General features: G+C 72.4%; 11 protein-coding genes. 5 read left to right on the top strand and 6 right to left on the bottom strand.

Features of this window, described 5'->3' with window-relative positions; genetic code table 11:
• Positions 1–2: 2 nt before the first annotated feature.
• Positions 3–377: a nitroreductase family deazaflavin-dependent oxidoreductase gene (locus tag ACIBST_RS03295; protein WP_397168655.1), complete on the bottom strand. Its 375-nt coding sequence runs from the start codon at positions 375–377 to the stop codon at positions 3–5.
• Between the two features lie 126 nt (positions 378–503).
• On the opposite strand from ACIBST_RS03295, the gene ACIBST_RS03290 reads away from it, so the two are divergent.
• Positions 504–1,172, top strand: a complete 669-nt coding sequence (locus ACIBST_RS03290) for a TetR/AcrR family transcriptional regulator (RefSeq protein WP_397168653.1) — start codon at positions 504–506, stop codon at positions 1,170–1,172.
• A 118-nt stretch (positions 1,173–1,290) separates the two neighbouring features.
• Here the strand turns inward: ACIBST_RS03290 and ACIBST_RS03285 are convergent, their stop codons facing one another.
• Genes ACIBST_RS03285 through ACIBST_RS03270 form a run of 4 tightly spaced genes read right to left on the bottom strand, consistent with a single transcriptional unit; the run spans position 1,291 to position 8,916 of the window.
• Complete coding sequence (locus tag ACIBST_RS03285; RefSeq protein ID WP_397168651.1) at positions 1,291–2,229, bottom strand: hypothetical protein; 939 nt, start codon at positions 2,227–2,229, stop codon at positions 1,291–1,293.
• On the bottom strand, positions 2,226–6,575 hold the full coding sequence (locus ACIBST_RS03280) for an NEW3 domain-containing protein (protein WP_397168650.1): 4,350 nt from the start codon (positions 6,573–6,575) through the stop codon (positions 2,226–2,228). The genes ACIBST_RS03285 and ACIBST_RS03280 overlap by 4 nt, the downstream gene beginning before the upstream one ends.
• A 42-nt stretch (positions 6,576–6,617) precedes the next feature.
• On the bottom strand, positions 6,618–7,838 hold the full coding sequence (locus ACIBST_RS03275; protein ID WP_397168648.1) for a glycosyl hydrolase: 1,221 nt from the start codon (positions 7,836–7,838) through the stop codon (positions 6,618–6,620).
• A 46-nt stretch (positions 7,839–7,884) separates the two neighbouring features.
• A complete protein-coding gene (locus ACIBST_RS03270) occupies positions 7,885–8,916 on the bottom strand; it encodes a LacI family DNA-binding transcriptional regulator (protein ID WP_397168647.1) in 1,032 nt (343 codons plus the stop codon).
• A 98-nt stretch (positions 8,917–9,014) separates the two neighbouring features.
• Between ACIBST_RS03270 and ACIBST_RS03265 the strand changes: the two genes are divergently transcribed.
• From ACIBST_RS03265 to ACIBST_RS03250, 4 genes are read left to right on the top strand one after another with little or no spacing between them, the layout of a single operon-like run.
• Positions 9,015–10,295 (top strand): ABC transporter substrate-binding protein, encoded by a 1,281-nt coding sequence (locus ACIBST_RS03265; RefSeq protein WP_397168646.1) that lies wholly within the window; start codon positions 9,015–9,017, stop codon positions 10,293–10,295.
• Entirely contained in the window at positions 10,292–11,191 is a 900-nt protein-coding gene (locus ACIBST_RS03260) for a carbohydrate ABC transporter permease (protein WP_387676257.1), read from the top strand. Before ACIBST_RS03265 ends, ACIBST_RS03260 begins: the two co-directional genes overlap by 4 nt.
• 1 nt (position 11,192) lies before the next feature.
• Positions 11,193–12,113 carry a carbohydrate ABC transporter permease gene (locus ACIBST_RS03255; protein WP_397168644.1) on the top strand — a complete coding sequence of 307 codons (921 nt, stop codon included), beginning with the start codon at positions 11,193–11,195 and terminating at the stop codon, positions 12,111–12,113.
• A gap of 30 nt (positions 12,114–12,143) precedes the next feature.
• Positions 12,144–15,140 carry an alpha-mannosidase gene (locus ACIBST_RS03250; RefSeq protein ID WP_397168643.1) on the top strand — a complete coding sequence of 999 codons (2,997 nt, stop codon included), beginning with the start codon at positions 12,144–12,146 and terminating at the stop codon, positions 15,138–15,140.
• 54 nt (positions 15,141–15,194) lie between these two features.
• Here ACIBST_RS03250 and ACIBST_RS03245 read toward each other — a convergent pair whose 3' ends face one another.
• Entirely contained in the window at positions 15,195–16,097 is a 903-nt protein-coding gene (locus ACIBST_RS03245) for an endo-beta-N-acetylglucosaminidase H (protein WP_397168642.1), read from the bottom strand.
• Between the last annotated feature and the right edge of the window lie 4 nt (positions 16,098–16,101).

The raw sequence follows: 16,101 nt of genomic DNA, 5'->3' as shown, positions 1-16,101 counted from the left end.
GGTCAGCGTGTGCGCAGGTCCATGCGCAGGAATTCGGTGATGCGGAGCACCTTCGGCGGGCGCGCCACCTTGTCGGGAAGGGCCTGGAACGCCTCGTCCTTGCCGACAAGGCGCGGGGCGGTGAGTTCCACCTCCCTTCCGTCGGCCCGGAGGCGCGCACTTCTGGCCGCCAGGACGTTCTGCACCCAGTCCGAACGCGATCCGTACACCAGGACGAACAGGTAACCGCCGTCGACGGGATGGGCGTCGAGCGGCGTGCGGTACGTGGCGCCGGAAACGCGGCCGACGTGAATCAGCACCGGCCATTTGCCGCCGGCTATCGCGCGGGGGTTGAACACCTTCTTGTTGACGCGCCCCCACCATTTCGGCATCGGCATGGAAATCTCTTTCTCTCGACACGGACCAAGTGCATCAGGGGAGCCTTACACCAGTAAGGCCACTTACAGGTGTAAGGCTGGCTTACGCTTGTAAGGCTGTCAACCCGTCCACACCCCGGAGCCGTCATGCCGCCGCAACCGCTCAGCAGAGCCCTCGTCCTGGAAGCCGCGATCCGGGTCGCTGATCGCGGCGGCGCGGAGGCGATCACGATGCGCCGGGTGGCGCAGGAACTGGGCGTGGAGGCGATGTCGCTGTACCACCACGTGCCGAACAAGGGCGCGATTCTCGACGGCGTGGTCGACATGGTGTTCGCGGCGATCAAGCTGCCGGGCGCCGAGGGCGACGACTGGCGCGATGCCATCCGTACGCGAGCCGTCTCCGCGCGCGCGGTCCTGTCGCAGCACAGCTGGGCCCTCGGGCTCATGGACTCCCGCCGCGACCCGGGGCCGGCGACGCTACGCCACCACGACGCCGTCCTGGGCGTCCTGCGGGAGGCGGGGTTCACGCTGGCGCTGGCCGCGCACGCCGTGTCGCTGATCGACAGCTACGTCTACGGGTTCGTCCTGCAGGAGACGAACCTGCCGATGACGACGCCGGACGACGTCGAGGACGTGGCCGGCGACCTCCTCCGGCAGTTGCCGGAGGAGGAGCTGCCGTACCTCACCGAGATGATCCGCGACCACGCCCTGCGCAAGGACTACGACCACACCAGCGAGTTCGGCTACGGCCTCGACCTGATCCTGGACGCCCTCGAAGCGCGCCGGAGCGCCCGGCGCTCGGGCGCATCGGGCTGACGTCCTCGGTGCGGGCGGCGAGCGGGAGCGCCACAGGGGCGCCCGGCCGCGTCGGACAGTGCCGTCGCCCGGTCGAGCGCGAAGGGCTTGGACGGGTCCGGCTGGGGCGATGGCGGGATCAGTGGCGGTGGTGGTTGTCGGGTTGTGCGGGGTCGCCGGGGTGTTCGAGGCCCGGCACCAGGCGCAGGCGGTGGGCGCGGGCGTGGTCGAGCCAGCGTACGAACGCCACTCTGCGCGCGGAGTCGAGGAGGCCGTCGGCGGGCGCATCTCGGTTCGCCGGGACGGGGGCGTGGCAGGTGACGAGGGTGGCGGTCCAAGGGCCGGCCGTCACCGTCTGGCCCGGTACGGCGGCGGCCAGGGCTTCGGCCAGGGCGACGGGCAGCGAAGCGGGGTCGGCGTCGAACTCGCCGTCCGGGGTGCGTAGCCGCCATGCCGGTCCGGTGGGCGGTCGGGCGGTGGCCTCCCGGTACGCGGACGCCTCCGACGCGGAGACGGTGACGTCGGCGGTGACGGCCTCGTAGACGGCCCGGACGGCGGCGCTGCCCTCGTAGGCCGCCGCCGCGATCGAACCCAGCTCGACAGCCGCCCGCTGGTCGAGCCGTACCGCGATGACGTCGGTGGGGGGCTGGTCGGGCCGTGCCCCCATGGCGTCGGTGGTGGGTTGGTCGGGGCGGGGTGGTGGGGGCTGCTCCAGGGGGAGTCCGCGGGCTGTGGCCTCGGCGGCGCACAGTTGCTCGGTCAGCACCACCTGGGCCACCCAGCGCGTGAGCTGCCGGTCCTCGGCCGTGCCCGGTGCCGGAAGCGCCGATGACCTCGGTCCGTCCCGCAGGGCTGCGAGCCGTCGGTCCAGCTCGGAGCGGGGGAGCGGGCGGCCGTCGAGCCACCCGAGCACCGGCCCCACACCAGGCGCGACCGGCTCGCCGGTGACGGGCGCATGGGCGGAGGTCGGATGGCCGACGTGAGGAGGGTGGGCGGAGGTGGGGTGGTTCGTCTGGGGGGTGGGGGCGGGGGGTTCGGGGTGGGAGGAGGGAGGGGTGGGGTGGGGAGTGGGGGTCATGGGGTCACCAGCAGTTCGACGGTCGGGGCGTACTGGCAGCGGCCGAACCACATGACCTTGCCCAGTGCCCACGCGGAGCCCGGGGCGGCGTCGCGGGGTGCGGACACCTCGAACTCGGCGACCGTGCTCTCACCGGCCGCCAGGACGAACCCGCGCACCGGGGCGGCGATCAGGTCCCACGTGCCCCAGGGCGAGACGACCTGCAACTCGCCCCGGATCTCACCGTTCGTGCGATTGTGCAACGCCAGCCCCAGCACGGCACGCCCGCCGGGAGCGACGCGCACCGACGGCGTCGTCACGCCCACCGACAGGCCGGTGTCGCGGCCGGGACGGTCCTTGCTGCCCTGCGCGGCCACCCAGTCCTCGGGGACGTCACCGGGCACGGGCAGCACGCCGGGCAGCTCGCCGGACAAGCCGTCGGACAGGTCGCCGACGGCGATGGTGACCACGTCCTCGACGGTCTGGCCGTCGTGCTGGATCCGGGCGGCGACGAAGTACAGGCCGGGCTCGACGCCACGGGGCGGGGTCACGGTCACAGGGAACCGTACGTGCCCGCCCGCCACCAGCCGGTACGGGCGCCGCGTCAGACCGGCCGTCCAGCCCTCGGGGACGAGGATCTCCACGGCTCCTTCCACGTCGGCGTCGAGCAGGTGCGAGGAGAGCACCACCGACAGGTCGGCGGGCTCGCCCTCGGTCCGCACCAGGCCCGGCGACGCCGTGACGCTCACCGGCAGGTAGCCCATCGGCGCCGGCCCCCGGTTGTGCAGCCAGTACCGCGCATGCACCGGCTGCGCCACCTCGGCCGCGGGCCCCAGCACCGCACCACCGCGGGCCGCCTCACGCAGCGGGAGGGCGGCCTCGGTGGGCGGGCCGGGCTCGGTGGGCGGGCCGGGCACCGCCGGCAGGCCCGGGACGGCGATCACGGTGGCGACCTCGGCCCCGTCCAGGGCGACGGCGCCATGGACGGGGCCGAGCCGCCGTTCGAGCAGGTCGGCGCGGTGCGTCTCGGTGAGGGCGAGCGCACCGGAAAGGACGGCGTCGCGGCCGAGCCCGGTGGACTCCATCAGGCGCACGGTCACCCCCGAAGCCGGGTCCGCCGCGGCGGCCGACCCGTGCGCGGTCGGGTTCCCGGCCGGTTTGACGGTGCCGACCAGCACCTCCCGGGCCGGCTCGACCTTCAGGTACGACCGGGTCGGCGGCAGCGGCCCCTCGTGCGGCTCGGCGAGCACGGCGTACAGCGGATGGTTGAACTCCTGCCCCCGGGCGGGCAGCGTCAGCGCGCGCCAGTCGCCCTCGCCGGAGACCAGCGCGTAACGGAACTCGTGGGTCCAGTGCATGAGCTGGAAGCCGGCCCCGTCGGGCAGCGTACGGCGGGGCGGGTCGATCCACACCCCGGACGGCCACCCGGTGCACGAGCGCATCAGCGACAGGTGCAACGTGCCGGCCGGATCGACGGCGAAGCCCGGCAGGCCGTAGGTGAGCAGCGCGACGGTGTGGCCGGTGAGCAGCTCGGACTCCGGGACCTCGCCGGGACAGGCGGAGCTCACGCGGGCGTCGGCGAGGTCGGCGGCCAGCGCGGCGGGGTCGGTGGTGATCAGGGCGGGCAGCGCCCGCAGGTCGCGCAGGTCGGCGTTGGGCCGCCAGACCTCGCGCAGCGGCCGGGCGGCGGGCACCCAGACGCGCCCGTCCCGCTCCAGGACCTCGGCATAGGCCGGGCCGGCGCGGTCCAGCAGCTCGCGCACCGCGTCGTTCTCCCGCGGGCCGCCGATCATGATGCGGAAGTCGGGGAGGTTGGAGTCGACGTCGAGCCAGCCGTACCGGGACCAGTCCGCACCGGCCGTGGTCGCGGTGACCCCGGCCCTGACCAGGGCGACCAGCAGCTCGCGCACCTCAGCGCCGTCGTCCCGGCCGGGGACGATCGCCTGTGCCGCGCCGAGCGCCTGCTCGTCCGGAGAGTGGCCGTCCGGGCCGGGGACGACCACCTCGGCCACGCCGAGCGCCCGCTCGCCCAGCGGCCGGCCGCCGGGGCCGGTGAGCGTGACGCGGGCGGTGGAGCCCAGGCCGAACCAGGTGTTGGCGGGGTTGTCGAGGGTCCACGGCGCCTCGGCGGCGTCCACGTCGGGCAGGGCGAACCCGCGCCCCACCACGGCACCGGCCACCTCGCTCACCGGCAGCGCGCCGGGCAGGTCGGCCGGGAAGCTCAGCCGCAGCAGCCGGTCCGCGCCCCGGTAGTCCAGGACGCGGGTGGTCAGGTCCACGTGGTCCACGCCGTCCCAGAGCGTGACGGTCTGCTCGTAGCCGATGCCGTCCACCGTTCCGGTGATCAACAGGCGCTCGCCGAGCGGGCAGGTCTCGCGCCGCACCTGGGCCGCGCCCTCCGCAGCGCCGACGACCGGGCCCTTGGGCACCAGGTGCCAGGGGCCCTCGCCGAAGTCGGGATGGGCGGGGTACTCCTCGTAGACGCGCAGCTCGTTGCCGACGCAGCCGGGCCGGAGCAGCTCGCGCCCCGCCTTCTTGTCCAGGACGGCCGACAGGCAGCCGCCGCGGCCGGGGTCGGCGGTGACGCGGTAGCGGGCGTTCTCGACGGTGACGCCGGGCGCGGGCGTCCATCCGGACGCGCCGGGCCGGGACGGTCCCGGGAGGAGGCGCCAGGTGCGCCACCCGGTGGCGGGCACGTCCTCGGCCAGGAAACGCAGGGTCCCGCGGTCCACGACGCACGGCACGTCCGCGCCGGCATCGTCGAGCACCCGTCCGCCGTCGATCCCGGCCGGCAGCCGTACGGCCACCGGCGCCGACCGGTCGAACGACAGCGTGTTCGCCACGACCACCGCGACGCCTTCGCCGCCGGTGTCCACGCGGGCGACGAGCGAGGCGAGCGAGACGTCGCGCACCGCGCCGGCCAGGTCGTACGCCTCGCGCCAGCCGGACAGCAGGTCCAGGTAGACCTGGTCGGACTCGCTGCCGGTGATCGCGTCGTGGTGCGCCCCGTAGGCGAGCTGCCGCCACACCTTGTCCAGCGCCGCCTCGGGGTAGGTCCCGAGCCCTTCGAGCGCGGCGAGGGTGGCCAGCTTCTCCGCGTCCACGGCGGCCACCTCGCCCGCCCGCTGCGCCTGCTTGGTGTCGATGTAGGAGACGTCCTTGCCGGTGTAGACCGGGTTCATGTCGCGGGTCTGCGGGCTGGGACGGCGTCCGGTGGCCGCCAGCTCGGCCCGGACCGCGTCGAGGAAGTCGCGCGGGGTGCCGCAGACGAAGCGCGGCCAGACGTAGCGGGCGTTCCAGGAGCGGTGGATCTCGGTGACCCACTTGTTGGGCGGGGTGTAGTCGGTGCCCACGGGCAGCAGCAGGTTCCGCGTCGCCCCGACCGGCTTGAGCTTGCGGTACAGCTCGTACACGGCCTGCTCGGCGCTCGCCAGGTCGGCGGCGGAGTCCATCCACCAGCCGGCCGAGTAGTGGTGCGGCATGAAGTGCGTCAGCACGCCGAGCCCCGACGGGGCGATCCACTCGAACTCGCTCGGGAACTGCATCACCCGGGCGTCGTCCTTGGCCGCGCCGAAGTTCTTCTGGATCGGCCCCCACTGGTGGAACGGCCCGCGCGCCCACGCGCTGCCGGTCAGCCCCGCCGCGGCCAGGTATCCGGGGAACTGCGGGTCGTGCCCGAACGCGTCGAGCTGCCACGCCGTCGCCGGATCCCCGCCGAGGATGTCGCGCTGGTAGCCGATGCCGTACACGATGTTCCTGATCGTGACCTCGGCGCCGGTCAGGTTGGTGTTGGGCTCGTTGTACGTCCCCCCGACCAGCTCGACCTGCCCGCGCTCCATCAGCAGCCGCAGGTCGGCCCGGCGCTCGGGATGGACGTCGAAGTACGGCTTGAGATAGTCGATCTCGGCCAGCACGAACTTGTAGACCGGGTCGCGCAGCGCCAGGTCCAGGTGCGCCTCCACCAGGGCGAACCCGTTGCGCTCCCACAGCGGGCGGGTGGTGGCGTCCCCGGACAGCAGCTCCCACGGCGAGGTGTAGGCCGCCTGCGTGTTCCACCACACCGGGTCGTAGTGGAAGTGGGAGACCAGGAACATCGTCCAGCCGGGCTCGGCCACGACCACCACGGCCTCGGCCCGCGCGCCGCCCGCCGTCACCACGACCGGCAGCTCGGCCCCCGGGACCGGGTCGGCGATCTCCAGCGGGACCTCGACCTGGCCCGAGCCCTCCGCCTCCCCGGACACGCCCGGGCCGGTGACGGCGACCCGGGCGGGCGGGCCGTCGAGCGTCACGCGCAGCACCTGGCGCGGGGCGTGCTCGGCGCCCGCGAACAGGTCCGTGGACTCCACGGAGACGATGGTGACTGACACGGGTGTCCTCTCTGAGTCGGTGATCACATGGTCGGCCTGGCGTCACTCCGGAGTGAGGACGGTGCCGATCCCCCGGGCGGCGAGGTGGCCGGGGTCGTCGGCGCGGTCGCCGGCCACGATGGCCACGGGCCCGGCCTGCCGCAGCCGGACCCACGCGGCGTGGAAGGCGCTGCCCGGCGCGACCTCGGCCCGGCGTCCGGGCTCGGTCCGCAGGTCCACGTCGCACCGCAGGGCCGGACGCGGCGCCTCGGCACGGCCGCGGCGCTCGTCGATGATCGCGGCGAGCTCCTTGGCCGCCGGCTTGGGACGGTGGTCCACGGTGAACAGGCCCAGCTCGTACTCCCGCTCGGGGAAGTCGGAGAGGGAACGGTCCAGGTCGTGGGAGCACCACCAGGTGACGCCCCACAGCGCGGGGTTGGCGGTCACCGCGTCGAGCGTGCGGCGGACGAACTCGGCCGTCCGGGCCTCGGGCACGTCGGGCCTGGGCACCCCGATCTCCTGCAGCCAGACGGGCCTGGCCGGGTCGAGCGAGGTGGCCGCGGCCAGCTCGACCAGGTAGTCGGCGTGCGAGACGGTGGCCGGGCCGAGCGGGCCGTCGATGGCGGAGACGCCGTTGAACACCCAGGAGTGCACGGTGGTCAGGTCGCCCAGGTCCACGTTGTCGGCGGGCAGGAACGGGTGCTCCGGGTCGTACCAGGTGGCGTCGTACAGGGAGTGGAGGGCGAGCAGGCCGGGCGCGGCCGCGCGCACGACGTCGATCAGCTCGGCGGCCCACGCCGTGGACGCCTCGGGGGTGGTGGCGTTGCTGGGGTAGAGGTTGTTGACCTCGTTGCCGAGCGTGACGGCGAACACGTTGCCGCGCGTGGCGACGGCGCGGGTGAGCCGGTCGGCGTAGGCGGCGACGGCGTCGCGCGCGCCGCGGTCGGTGAACAGGCTGCGCCGGTGCCAGGTGAGCACCCAGGACGGCAGGAAGTCGAAGCTGGACAGGTGCCCCTGGAGCAGGTCCACGGCGACGGACAGGCCGAACTCGGCCGCGACGTCGATCACGGCCAGCAGGTCCGCCACGCCGCGCTGCCGGACCAGCCCCGGGTTGGGCTGGATCCACGGCCAGATCGGGAACACGCGCACGTGGTCCAGGCCGATCGAGGCCAGGTCCTCGAAGTCGCGGCGGACCGCGTCGAGCGACAGGTCGAGCCAGCTGTGGAACCAGCCGGCGGAGGGCACGTAGTTGGCGCCGTGGCGGATGGGGTCGAGCAGGGGCACGCGTCCTCCGGGGGTCGTACGATCTCCCGGCGGAGCCTAAAGCGATTTAGTCGCCCTGCCAAGTCCCCGGCGCCGCCGTGCTCTCGCGGACGGTCAGCCGGGGGGTCTCGGTCTTGACGTCCTTGCGCTGTCCGGGGTCGGCGATGACCTCCAGCATCACCTCGGCCAGCCGCTTGCCGAAGGCGAAGGTGTCGCGGGAGAGCGCGGTGATCGCGGGGTGGGTGATCCGCGTGAGCACCGAGTCGTCGAAGGCCACGATGGACAGGTCGTCGGGCACCTTCACCCCCATCTCGCCGGCCACCCCCAGCCCGGCCAGGGCCATCACGTCGCTGTCGTAGACGATGGCCGTGGGCCGGCGGGGCCGCGACAGCAGCGCGCGCGTCGCGGCGGCGCCCTCGGAGTCGCTGAAGTCGGTGTGCACCGACACCGCCTCCTCCAGGGCCAGCCGCCCCGCCCGGTCACGCAGCGCGCGGGCGCGCCGCTGGGTGTGCCGGAACGCCGGCAGGCCCGCCACGTGCGCGATCCTGCGGTGGCCGAGCGCGGCCAGGTAGTCCACGATCGACAGCATGGCCTCCCGGTCGTCGGCCCAGACGCTCGACAGCGACCCGTGTCTGCCCGGCCCGCCCAGGACGACGGCGGGCACGCCCAGCTCCTCCAGCACGGCGATGCGCGGGTCGCGGACCATGAGGTCCACCATGACGAAGCCGTCGACCCGGTGGGCGGAGGTCCACTCGCGGTAGATCTCCATCTCGGCCTCGGCGTCCTCCACGATGAGCAGTTGGAGCGCGACGGCCTGGGCCGACAGCCCCGACTGCAGGCCGGACAGTAACTGGGCGAAGAACGGCTCCACGCCGAGGGCGCTGGCGGGCCGGGCGATGACCAGGCCCACCGCCTCCGCGCGGGCCCCGCCCAGGGCGCGGGCGGCGCTGTGCGGACGCCAGTTCATCTCTTTGGCGACCTGCAGGATTCGCGCGCGGGTGGCCTCTCCGACCCCGGGGCGGCCGTTGAGCGCGAAGGACACCGCGCCCTTGGAAACCCCGACCCGCTCGGCGATGTCGGTGATCGTCGGTCGGCGCACCACTGCTCCTTCACGAATTCGTCTCAGCTATTGACACACGAGTCTAGCCAGGTGAATAGTCCCGCAACTAGAGCGATTTAGTAACCAAGGAGAGCGCCATGCGTAGGTACTGGACGGGACCGGCGGTGGCAGCCGTCATGGTCGTCTCGGGCTGCGGCCTCGGCGGGTCCGGCGAGTCGGGAGCCGCCGCCCCGACCGCCGCGGCCACGGGAGAGGTGAAGGGCACTGTCAGCCTCCAGACGTGGGCGCTGAAGCCCAAGTTCACGGCGTACGTCGAGGGCGTCGTCGCCGCCTTCGAGAAGAAGTACCCCGGCACGAAGGTCGAATGGCTCGACCAGCCGGCGGACGCCTACTCCGAGAAGGTACTCAACCAGGCGGCCTCCGGAACACTCCCGGACGTCACCAACCTGCCCCCGGACTTCGCCAGGCCCCTGGTCCAGCAGGGCATGCTGCTCGACGTCGCCGCCGCCGACCCCAAGCTCGCCGACGAGTACGTCGCGGGCGGCATCGAGGCCTACACCTTCCGCGGCTACCCCGGCACGTACGGCTATCCCTGGTACCTCAACACCGACGTCAACTACTGGAACTCGGAGTTGATGAAGAAGAACGGCCTCGACGCGGACAAGCCGCCGACGACGTTCGACGAGCTGGTCACGCAGGCCCGGACCTACAAGGAGAAGTCCGGCGGCAAGACCTACCTGATGAGCCGCCGCCCCGAGCTGGGCGACCTGGCCCAGGCCGGCGTGAAACTGCTGTCCGACGACGGCAAGAGCTTCGTCTTCAACACCCCCGAGGCCGTCGCGGTGATCGAGAAGTACCGGGCCGCCTTCAAGGAGGGCTTACTGCCGCGCGACGTGCTGACCGACACCTACGCGGGCAACGCCAAGCTGTTCAACGAGGGCACCGTGGCCTGGACGACGGCCGGCGCCAACCACATCATCGCCGTCAAGACCGACAACCCCTCCCTGGCGCCCAAGGTCGTGCCCTCGACCGCGATGGGCACCCCGCCGCTGTACGTGCAGGGCCTGTCGGTGTCGAAGAAGAGCAAGAACCCGGCCGCGGCGATCGCGCTGGCCCGCTGGGTGACCAGCGCCGAGAACCAGGCGGCGTTCGCGCACGAGGTCAGCGTCTTCCCCAGCACCAAGGCCTCGGCCGGCGACCCGTTCTTCACCCAGAGCGACGGCACCAACGCCGGCGACGCCAAGGTCATCGCCTTCAGGTCGCTGGCCACGGCCAAGATGCTGCAGCCGGTCGAGGTGACCGACGCGATGAGCAAGTTCGTCCGCCAGCAGATCGCCCTCGCGCTCAACGGCGACGTCTCCGCCAAGGAGGCGCTGGACGCCGCGGTCGCCAAGTGCAACGAGCTGCTCAACCAGTGATCACCCCCGCTCTCCCCGCGCAGGGCGCCCTCCGCCGCCGGCTCACCCCCTGGCTGCTGGTGGCGCCCGCCGCGCTGTGGCTGCTCGTCTTCAACGTCTGGCCCTCGCTGAACACGCTGGTGCTGGCCTTCACCAACGCCAAGCCGCTCAGCGGCGGGCACTTCACCGGGCTGGCCAACTTCGGCCGCATGCTCGACGACGACCAGCTCGGCGACGCGCTGCTCAACAGCGTCGTCTTCATGCTGGTCTGCCTGCCGGTGCTCACCCTGCTGCCGCTGCTGCTGGCGATCCTGGTGGAGAAGAAGATCCCCGGCATCACGTTCTTCCGCACCGCCTTCTACACCCCGGTCGTCGCCTCCGCCGTCGTGGTCGCGCTGATCTGGAGCTGGCTGCTGAGCGACCGGGGCCTGATCAACGGGCTCATGCAGGCGCTGGGCGTGCTGCAGGGGCCGCTGCCGTTCCTGACCGACCGGTGGCTGCTGGTCCTCAGCGCCATCACCCTGACGGTGTGGAAGGGGCTGGGCTACTACATGATCATTTACCTGTCGGCGCTCGGGAACGTGCGGCGCGAACTGCACGAGGCCGCGGCCGTGGACGGGGCGGGGGCCGTACGCCGGTTCTGGAGCGTGACGGTGCCCGGCGTGCGCAACACGATGTTGCTGGTGTCGGTGCTGGTCTCGGTGTCGGCCCTGCGCGTGTTCTCCGAGCTGTTCGTGCTGTCCAACGGCACGGGCGGCCCCGGCGGGCGGGCGATGTCGCTGGTCATGCTGATCCAGATGTACAGCCGCGGCTTCTACGGCCACTTCGGCTACGCCTCGGCGCTGAGCATCCTGCTCTTCGTCATCACGATCGGCCCGATGCTCCTGCTGACCCGGCTCAACAGGAAGGCGGACTGACATGGCGGCCATGAAGGCGAGCGCGCCACCCGCCGCGACGGCCCGGACGGCCCGCCCGGGGCGGCACGGCCGCAGCCGGGGCCGGGGCGGGTTCGGCGCCACCACGCCGGGCGAGCTGGCCCTGCGGTACGCGCTGCTGCTGCTCGTCCTGGCGATCACGATCCTGCCGTTCCTGTGGCAGTTGTCCACCTCGCTCAAGGGCCCGTTCGAGGACGTCTTCGCGCAGACCCCGAGCTTCGTCCCGCACCAGCCGACGCTGGAGAACTACGCGCGCGTCGCGGACACCATCCCGGTGTGGACGTACGCGCTCAACTCGGTGATCGTGGCGGTCATCGTGGTGGGCGGCAACGCGGTCGGCGCGACGCTGGCCGGGTTCGCGCTGGCCAGGCTGGAGTTCCGGGGCGCCAAGCTGCTCCTGGTGCTGTTCCTGTCCACGCTCGTGCTGCCGGGCGAGGTGACGATCGTCTCCCAGTACGTCACCGTCCGCGGCATGGGCCTGGCCGACACGCTGCTGGGCGTGGCGCTGCCCGGCGCGATCGGCATGCTGAACGTGCTGCTGATGCGCACCGCCTTCCAGGCCATCCCCAAGGAGATGGACGAGGCGGCCGTCATCGACGGGGCGACCCCCTGGCAGCGGCTCGTCCGGCTGGGGCTGCCGAACGTGCGCGGCATGCTGAGCGTGATCACGATCTTCGCGTTCATCGGCGCCTGGGACGACTTCCTGTGGCCGCTCATCGTGCTCAACGATCCCAAGAACTTCACGCTGACCGTCGGGTTGCAGTACCTCAACGGCACGTTCAGCGCCAACCCCCGTCTCATCGCCGCTGGGACAATGATCTCCTTCCTGCCCATCGTGCTCCTGTTCGCCTCGCTGCAGCGCTTCTTCTTCCGTGGCGTCGCCGAGGGCGCGATCAAGGGCTGAGCCGGTTCCGAGAACGAGGAGTCTCTCTCCATGCATGACGACCGCACACTGGTCGAAGCCCGTCTCAAGCGCGTGCTGGACGAACGTCTGCGCCCGGCCCTCTACCCCGAGTCCGTGCCGATGGACGTGCGCGTCTGGACCGCGCCGGGCGAGCCCGTCCCCGTCGCCGAAGGGCTCGCGGCCCCTGCCGAGTCGATCGCGGTCGGCTCGGCGTGGGGCGCGCCGTGGGCGACGAGCTGGTTCACGGTGACCGGCACCGTCCCGCTGTCCTGGACGGGCCGGACCGTCGAGGCGGTGCTCGACCTCGGCTTCGACGAGAACATGCCCGGCTTCCAGTGCGAGGGCCTGGTCTACCTGCCCGACGGCACGCCCGTGAAGGGGCTCAACCCGCGTAACCAGTGGGTGCGCGTCGGCGCGCCGGTGACCGGCGGCGAGCAGGTCGAGCTGCGGATCGAGGCGGCCTCCAACCCGGTCGTGCTCGACTACAAGCCGTTCGTGCCCACCCTGCTCGGCGACAAGGAGACGGCGGGCAGCGAGCCGCAGTACCGGCTGGCGCGCATGGACCTGGCCGTGTTCGACGAGACGGTATGGAACCTGATCCTCGACCTGGAGGTGGCCGGCGAGCTGATGCACGAGCTGCCCGCGGACAGCGGCCGCCGCGCGGAGCTGACCCGGGCGATCGACCGCGCCCTGGACGCGATCGACCTCCAGGACGTCAACGCCACCGCCGGGGCGGCCCGCGGTGAGCTGGCCGGCGTGCTGTCCGCGCCCGCGGTGCCCTCGGCGCACCGGATCAGCGCGGTCGGGCACGCCCACATCGACTCGGCCTGGCTGTGGCCGCTGCGCGAGACCGTCCGCAAGGTCGCCCGCACGGCCGCCAACATGACGGCGCTGCTGGCCGACGAGCCGGAGTTCGTGTTCGCGATGTCGCAGGCCCAGCAGTGGGCGTGGCTCAAGGAGCACCGGCCCGAGGTGTGGGCCAAGGTGACCAAGGCGGTGGCGGCCGGGCGGTTCGTCCCGACCGGTGGCATGTGGGTGGAGTCCGACACGAACATGCCCGGCTCCGAGGCCATGGCCCGCCAGTTCGTGCACGGCAAGCGCTTCTTCATCGACGAGTTCGGCGTCGACAACGAGGAGGTGTGGCTGCCGGACACGTTCGGGTTCGCGGCCGGGCTGCCGCAGATCATCAAGGCGGCGGGCTCGAAGCGGCTGCTCACCCAGAAGATCTCGTGGAGCCGGACGAACACGTTCCCGCACCACACGTTCCTGTGGGAGGGCATCGACGGCACGCGGGTGTTCACGCACTTCCCGCCGGTCGACACCTACAACTGCTCGATGACCGGCCGGGAGATCGCGCACGCGGCCCGCAACTTCAAGGACAAGGGCGTCGCCCGGCACTCGCTGGCCCCCACCGGCTGGGGCGACGGCGGCGGCGGCACCACCCGCGAGATGGTGGCCAAGGCCGCCCGGCTGCGCGACCTGGAGGGCTCGGCCACCGTCACGTGGGAGACCCCCGCAGGCTTCTTCGCCAAGGCCGAGGCCGAGTACCCCGACCCGCCGGTCTGGGTGGGCGAGCTCTACCTGGAGCTGCACCGGGCCACGCTGACCAGCCAGGCCAAGACCAAGCAGGGCAACCGGCGCAGCGAGTCGCTGCTGCGCGAGGCCGAGCTGTGGGCGGCCACGGCCGCCGTCCGGGCCGGCGCGCCGTACCCGTACGAGCAGCTCGACCGCATCTGGAAGACGGTGCTGCTGCACCAGTTCCACGACATCCTGCCCGGCTCGTCCATCGCCTGGGTGCACCGCGAGGCCAGGGCCACCTACGCGGCGCTGGCCGAGGAGCTGACCGGCCTGATCGACGACGCCCAGCGGGCGCTGGCCGGAGACGGCCCCTACGAGCTGGTCTTCAACGCGGCCCCGCACGCCCGCAACGGTGTCCCGGCCGGCGGCGCGGCCCCGGCCGCACCGGCGACCCCGGCGGCCGTGGAACCCCGCGAGGGCGGCGGCTTCGTGCTGGACAACGGCCTGCTCAGGGTCGAGGTGGACGGGCGCGGCCTGATCGTCTCCGCCTACGACCTGCGGGCCCGGCGCGAGACCCTGCCCCCCGGCCAGGCCGCCAACCTGCTCCAGCTGCACCAGGACTTCCCCAACATGTGGGACGCCTGGGACGTGGACGAGTTCTACCGCAACACCGTCGCCGACCTCACCGCGGCCGACGAGGTGACGGCCGGCGAGCGGCCCGGCTCGGTCCGCGTCACCCGCTCGTTCGGCGGCTCGTCCGTCACGCAGGTGATCGCGCTGGACGGGCCGCGGGTCGACATCGCCACCGAGGTCGACTGGCACGAGACGGAGAAGTTCCTCAAACTGGCCTTCCCCCTGGACGTGCGCGCCGAGCGCTACGCCGCCGAGAGCCAGTACGGCCACGCCTACCGCGCCACCCACACCAACACGAGCTGGGAGGCGGCCAAGTTCGAGGCGTGCAACCACAAGTTCGTGCACCTGGAGGAGCCCGGCTGGGGCGTGGCCGTGGTCAACGACTCCACCTACGGCCACGACGTGACCAGGACCGTGCGCGAGGACGGCGGCACCACCACGACCCTGCGGGTGTCGCTGCTGCGCGCCCCCCGCTTCCCCGACCCCGAGACCGACCAGGGCAGGCACACCTTCCGGCACGCCCTGCTGCCCGGCGCGACGATCGGCGACGCGGTCCGCGAGGGCTGGTTCCTCAACCTGCCCGAGCGGGTGCTGACCGGCGCCGCCGAGGTGGCGCCGCTGGTCACGGTGGACGACGACGCGGTCGTGATCACCGCGGTCAAGCTGGCCGACGACGGCAGCGGCGACGTCGTGGTGCGCTTCCACGAGTCGCGCGGCGGCCGGGCGGCGGCCACGCTCACGGCCGGCTTCCCCGTCACCTCGGTGACCGTGACCGACCTGCTGGAGCGCCCGCTGGCCGAGCCGGAGCGGCCCGGCCGGTCGATCCCGGTGACGTTGCGGCCGTTCGAGCTGGTCACCCTGCGGCTCGGCCGCTGACCGCGCGTTCCCGGTGAGGGGCACCCGTCGGGGTGCCCCTCGTTCGCGTCCGGGTCAGGGGGTGTAGACCGCGGAGCTCCCGTACAGCTTGTTGGTGAACGCCGAGATGTAGGAGGCGGTGTTCGCCGAGGTGAGGTTGTAGGTGAGGAAGACGCCGTACCCCTCGTTGACCGTCCGGCGGGCGAGGGACGCGGCGGTGGACGAGCCGGTGCCGGTGAACGACACGGCGGCCGGCGACAGGCGGGACTTGGAGGTCGGGCCGTTCGGCACGGACCAGGTGCCGTACCAGGGGTTCCAGGCGTAGTCGAAGGTGTTGTTGATGCTGACGCCGTTGTAGGACAGGCGGTCGGCGGCCGGGCCGATGTCGTACAGCGTGATGAGCTTGTTCGGCAGCTTCTGGCGCAGGGCCTTGACCAGGTAGACGAAGGAGTAGGCGTTCGGCTGGCCGGTGCCGTTGTTGCCGTACTCGGCGTACTCGTCGTCGAAGTCGATGCCGTCGAGCCCGTACGTCGTCACCACGTCGGCCAGTTCCTGGGCGAAGGCGTCGGCGGCCTGCTGGGACGGGAAGTTCGCGAAGCCGGCCCCCTGGTGGTTGCCGAGGATGGACAGCAGGACCTTGACGCCCTTCTGCTGCAGCGGGCGGACCTCGGTCGCGACGTTGTCGAGCACCCGCTGCACGTTCTCGTTGCAGTGCAGGTAGGCCTTCGTGCCGTCGTAGTTGATGTTGGCGGCGAAGATGACCGCGATGTCGAACACCTGCGCGCCGCCTCTGGCGAGCGTGTACTTCGTGACGTTGGTCATGCTCTCGCTGTTGACCTCGATGTAGACCACCGAGAGCGGGCCGGTCTTGGCGGCCGCGCGGCGCTCGGCATGTGCCGCGGTGGGTAACGCGGCACCGGCGGCGGCCGCGGCCAGCGCTGACAGCAGGGTCCTTCTCCGCATGAGCGGTGAACTCACGATC

The sequence above is a fragment of the Nonomuraea sp. NPDC049684 genome (genome assembly GCF_044465345.1).
In the GTDB taxonomy this organism is placed as follows: Bacteria; Actinomycetota; Actinomycetes; order Streptosporangiales; family Streptosporangiaceae; genus Nonomuraea.
The sequence above is the reverse complement of the archived record's forward strand: the minus strand, read 5'-3'. Positions and strand labels throughout refer to the sequence as shown.

Excerpts from the sequence above, each read along its gene's own strand:
- ACIBST_RS03295 (WP_397168655.1), bottom strand. The coding sequence starts at position 377 with ATGCCGATGCCGAAATGGTGGGGGCGCGTCAACAAGAAGGTGTTCAAC.
- ACIBST_RS03290 (WP_397168653.1), top strand. The coding sequence starts at position 504 with ATGCCGCCGCAACCGCTCAGCAGAGCCCTCGTCCTGGAAGCCGCGATC.
- ACIBST_RS03285 (WP_397168651.1), bottom strand. The coding sequence starts at position 2,229 with ATGACCCCCACTCCCCACCCCACCCCTCCCTCCTCCCACCCCGAACCC.
- ACIBST_RS03265 (WP_397168646.1), top strand. The coding sequence starts at position 9,015 with ATGCGTAGGTACTGGACGGGACCGGCGGTGGCAGCCGTCATGGTCGTC.
- ACIBST_RS03255 (WP_397168644.1), top strand. The coding sequence starts at position 11,193 with ATGGCGGCCATGAAGGCGAGCGCGCCACCCGCCGCGACGGCCCGGACG.
- ACIBST_RS03250 (WP_397168643.1), top strand. The coding sequence starts at position 12,144 with ATGCATGACGACCGCACACTGGTCGAAGCCCGTCTCAAGCGCGTGCTG.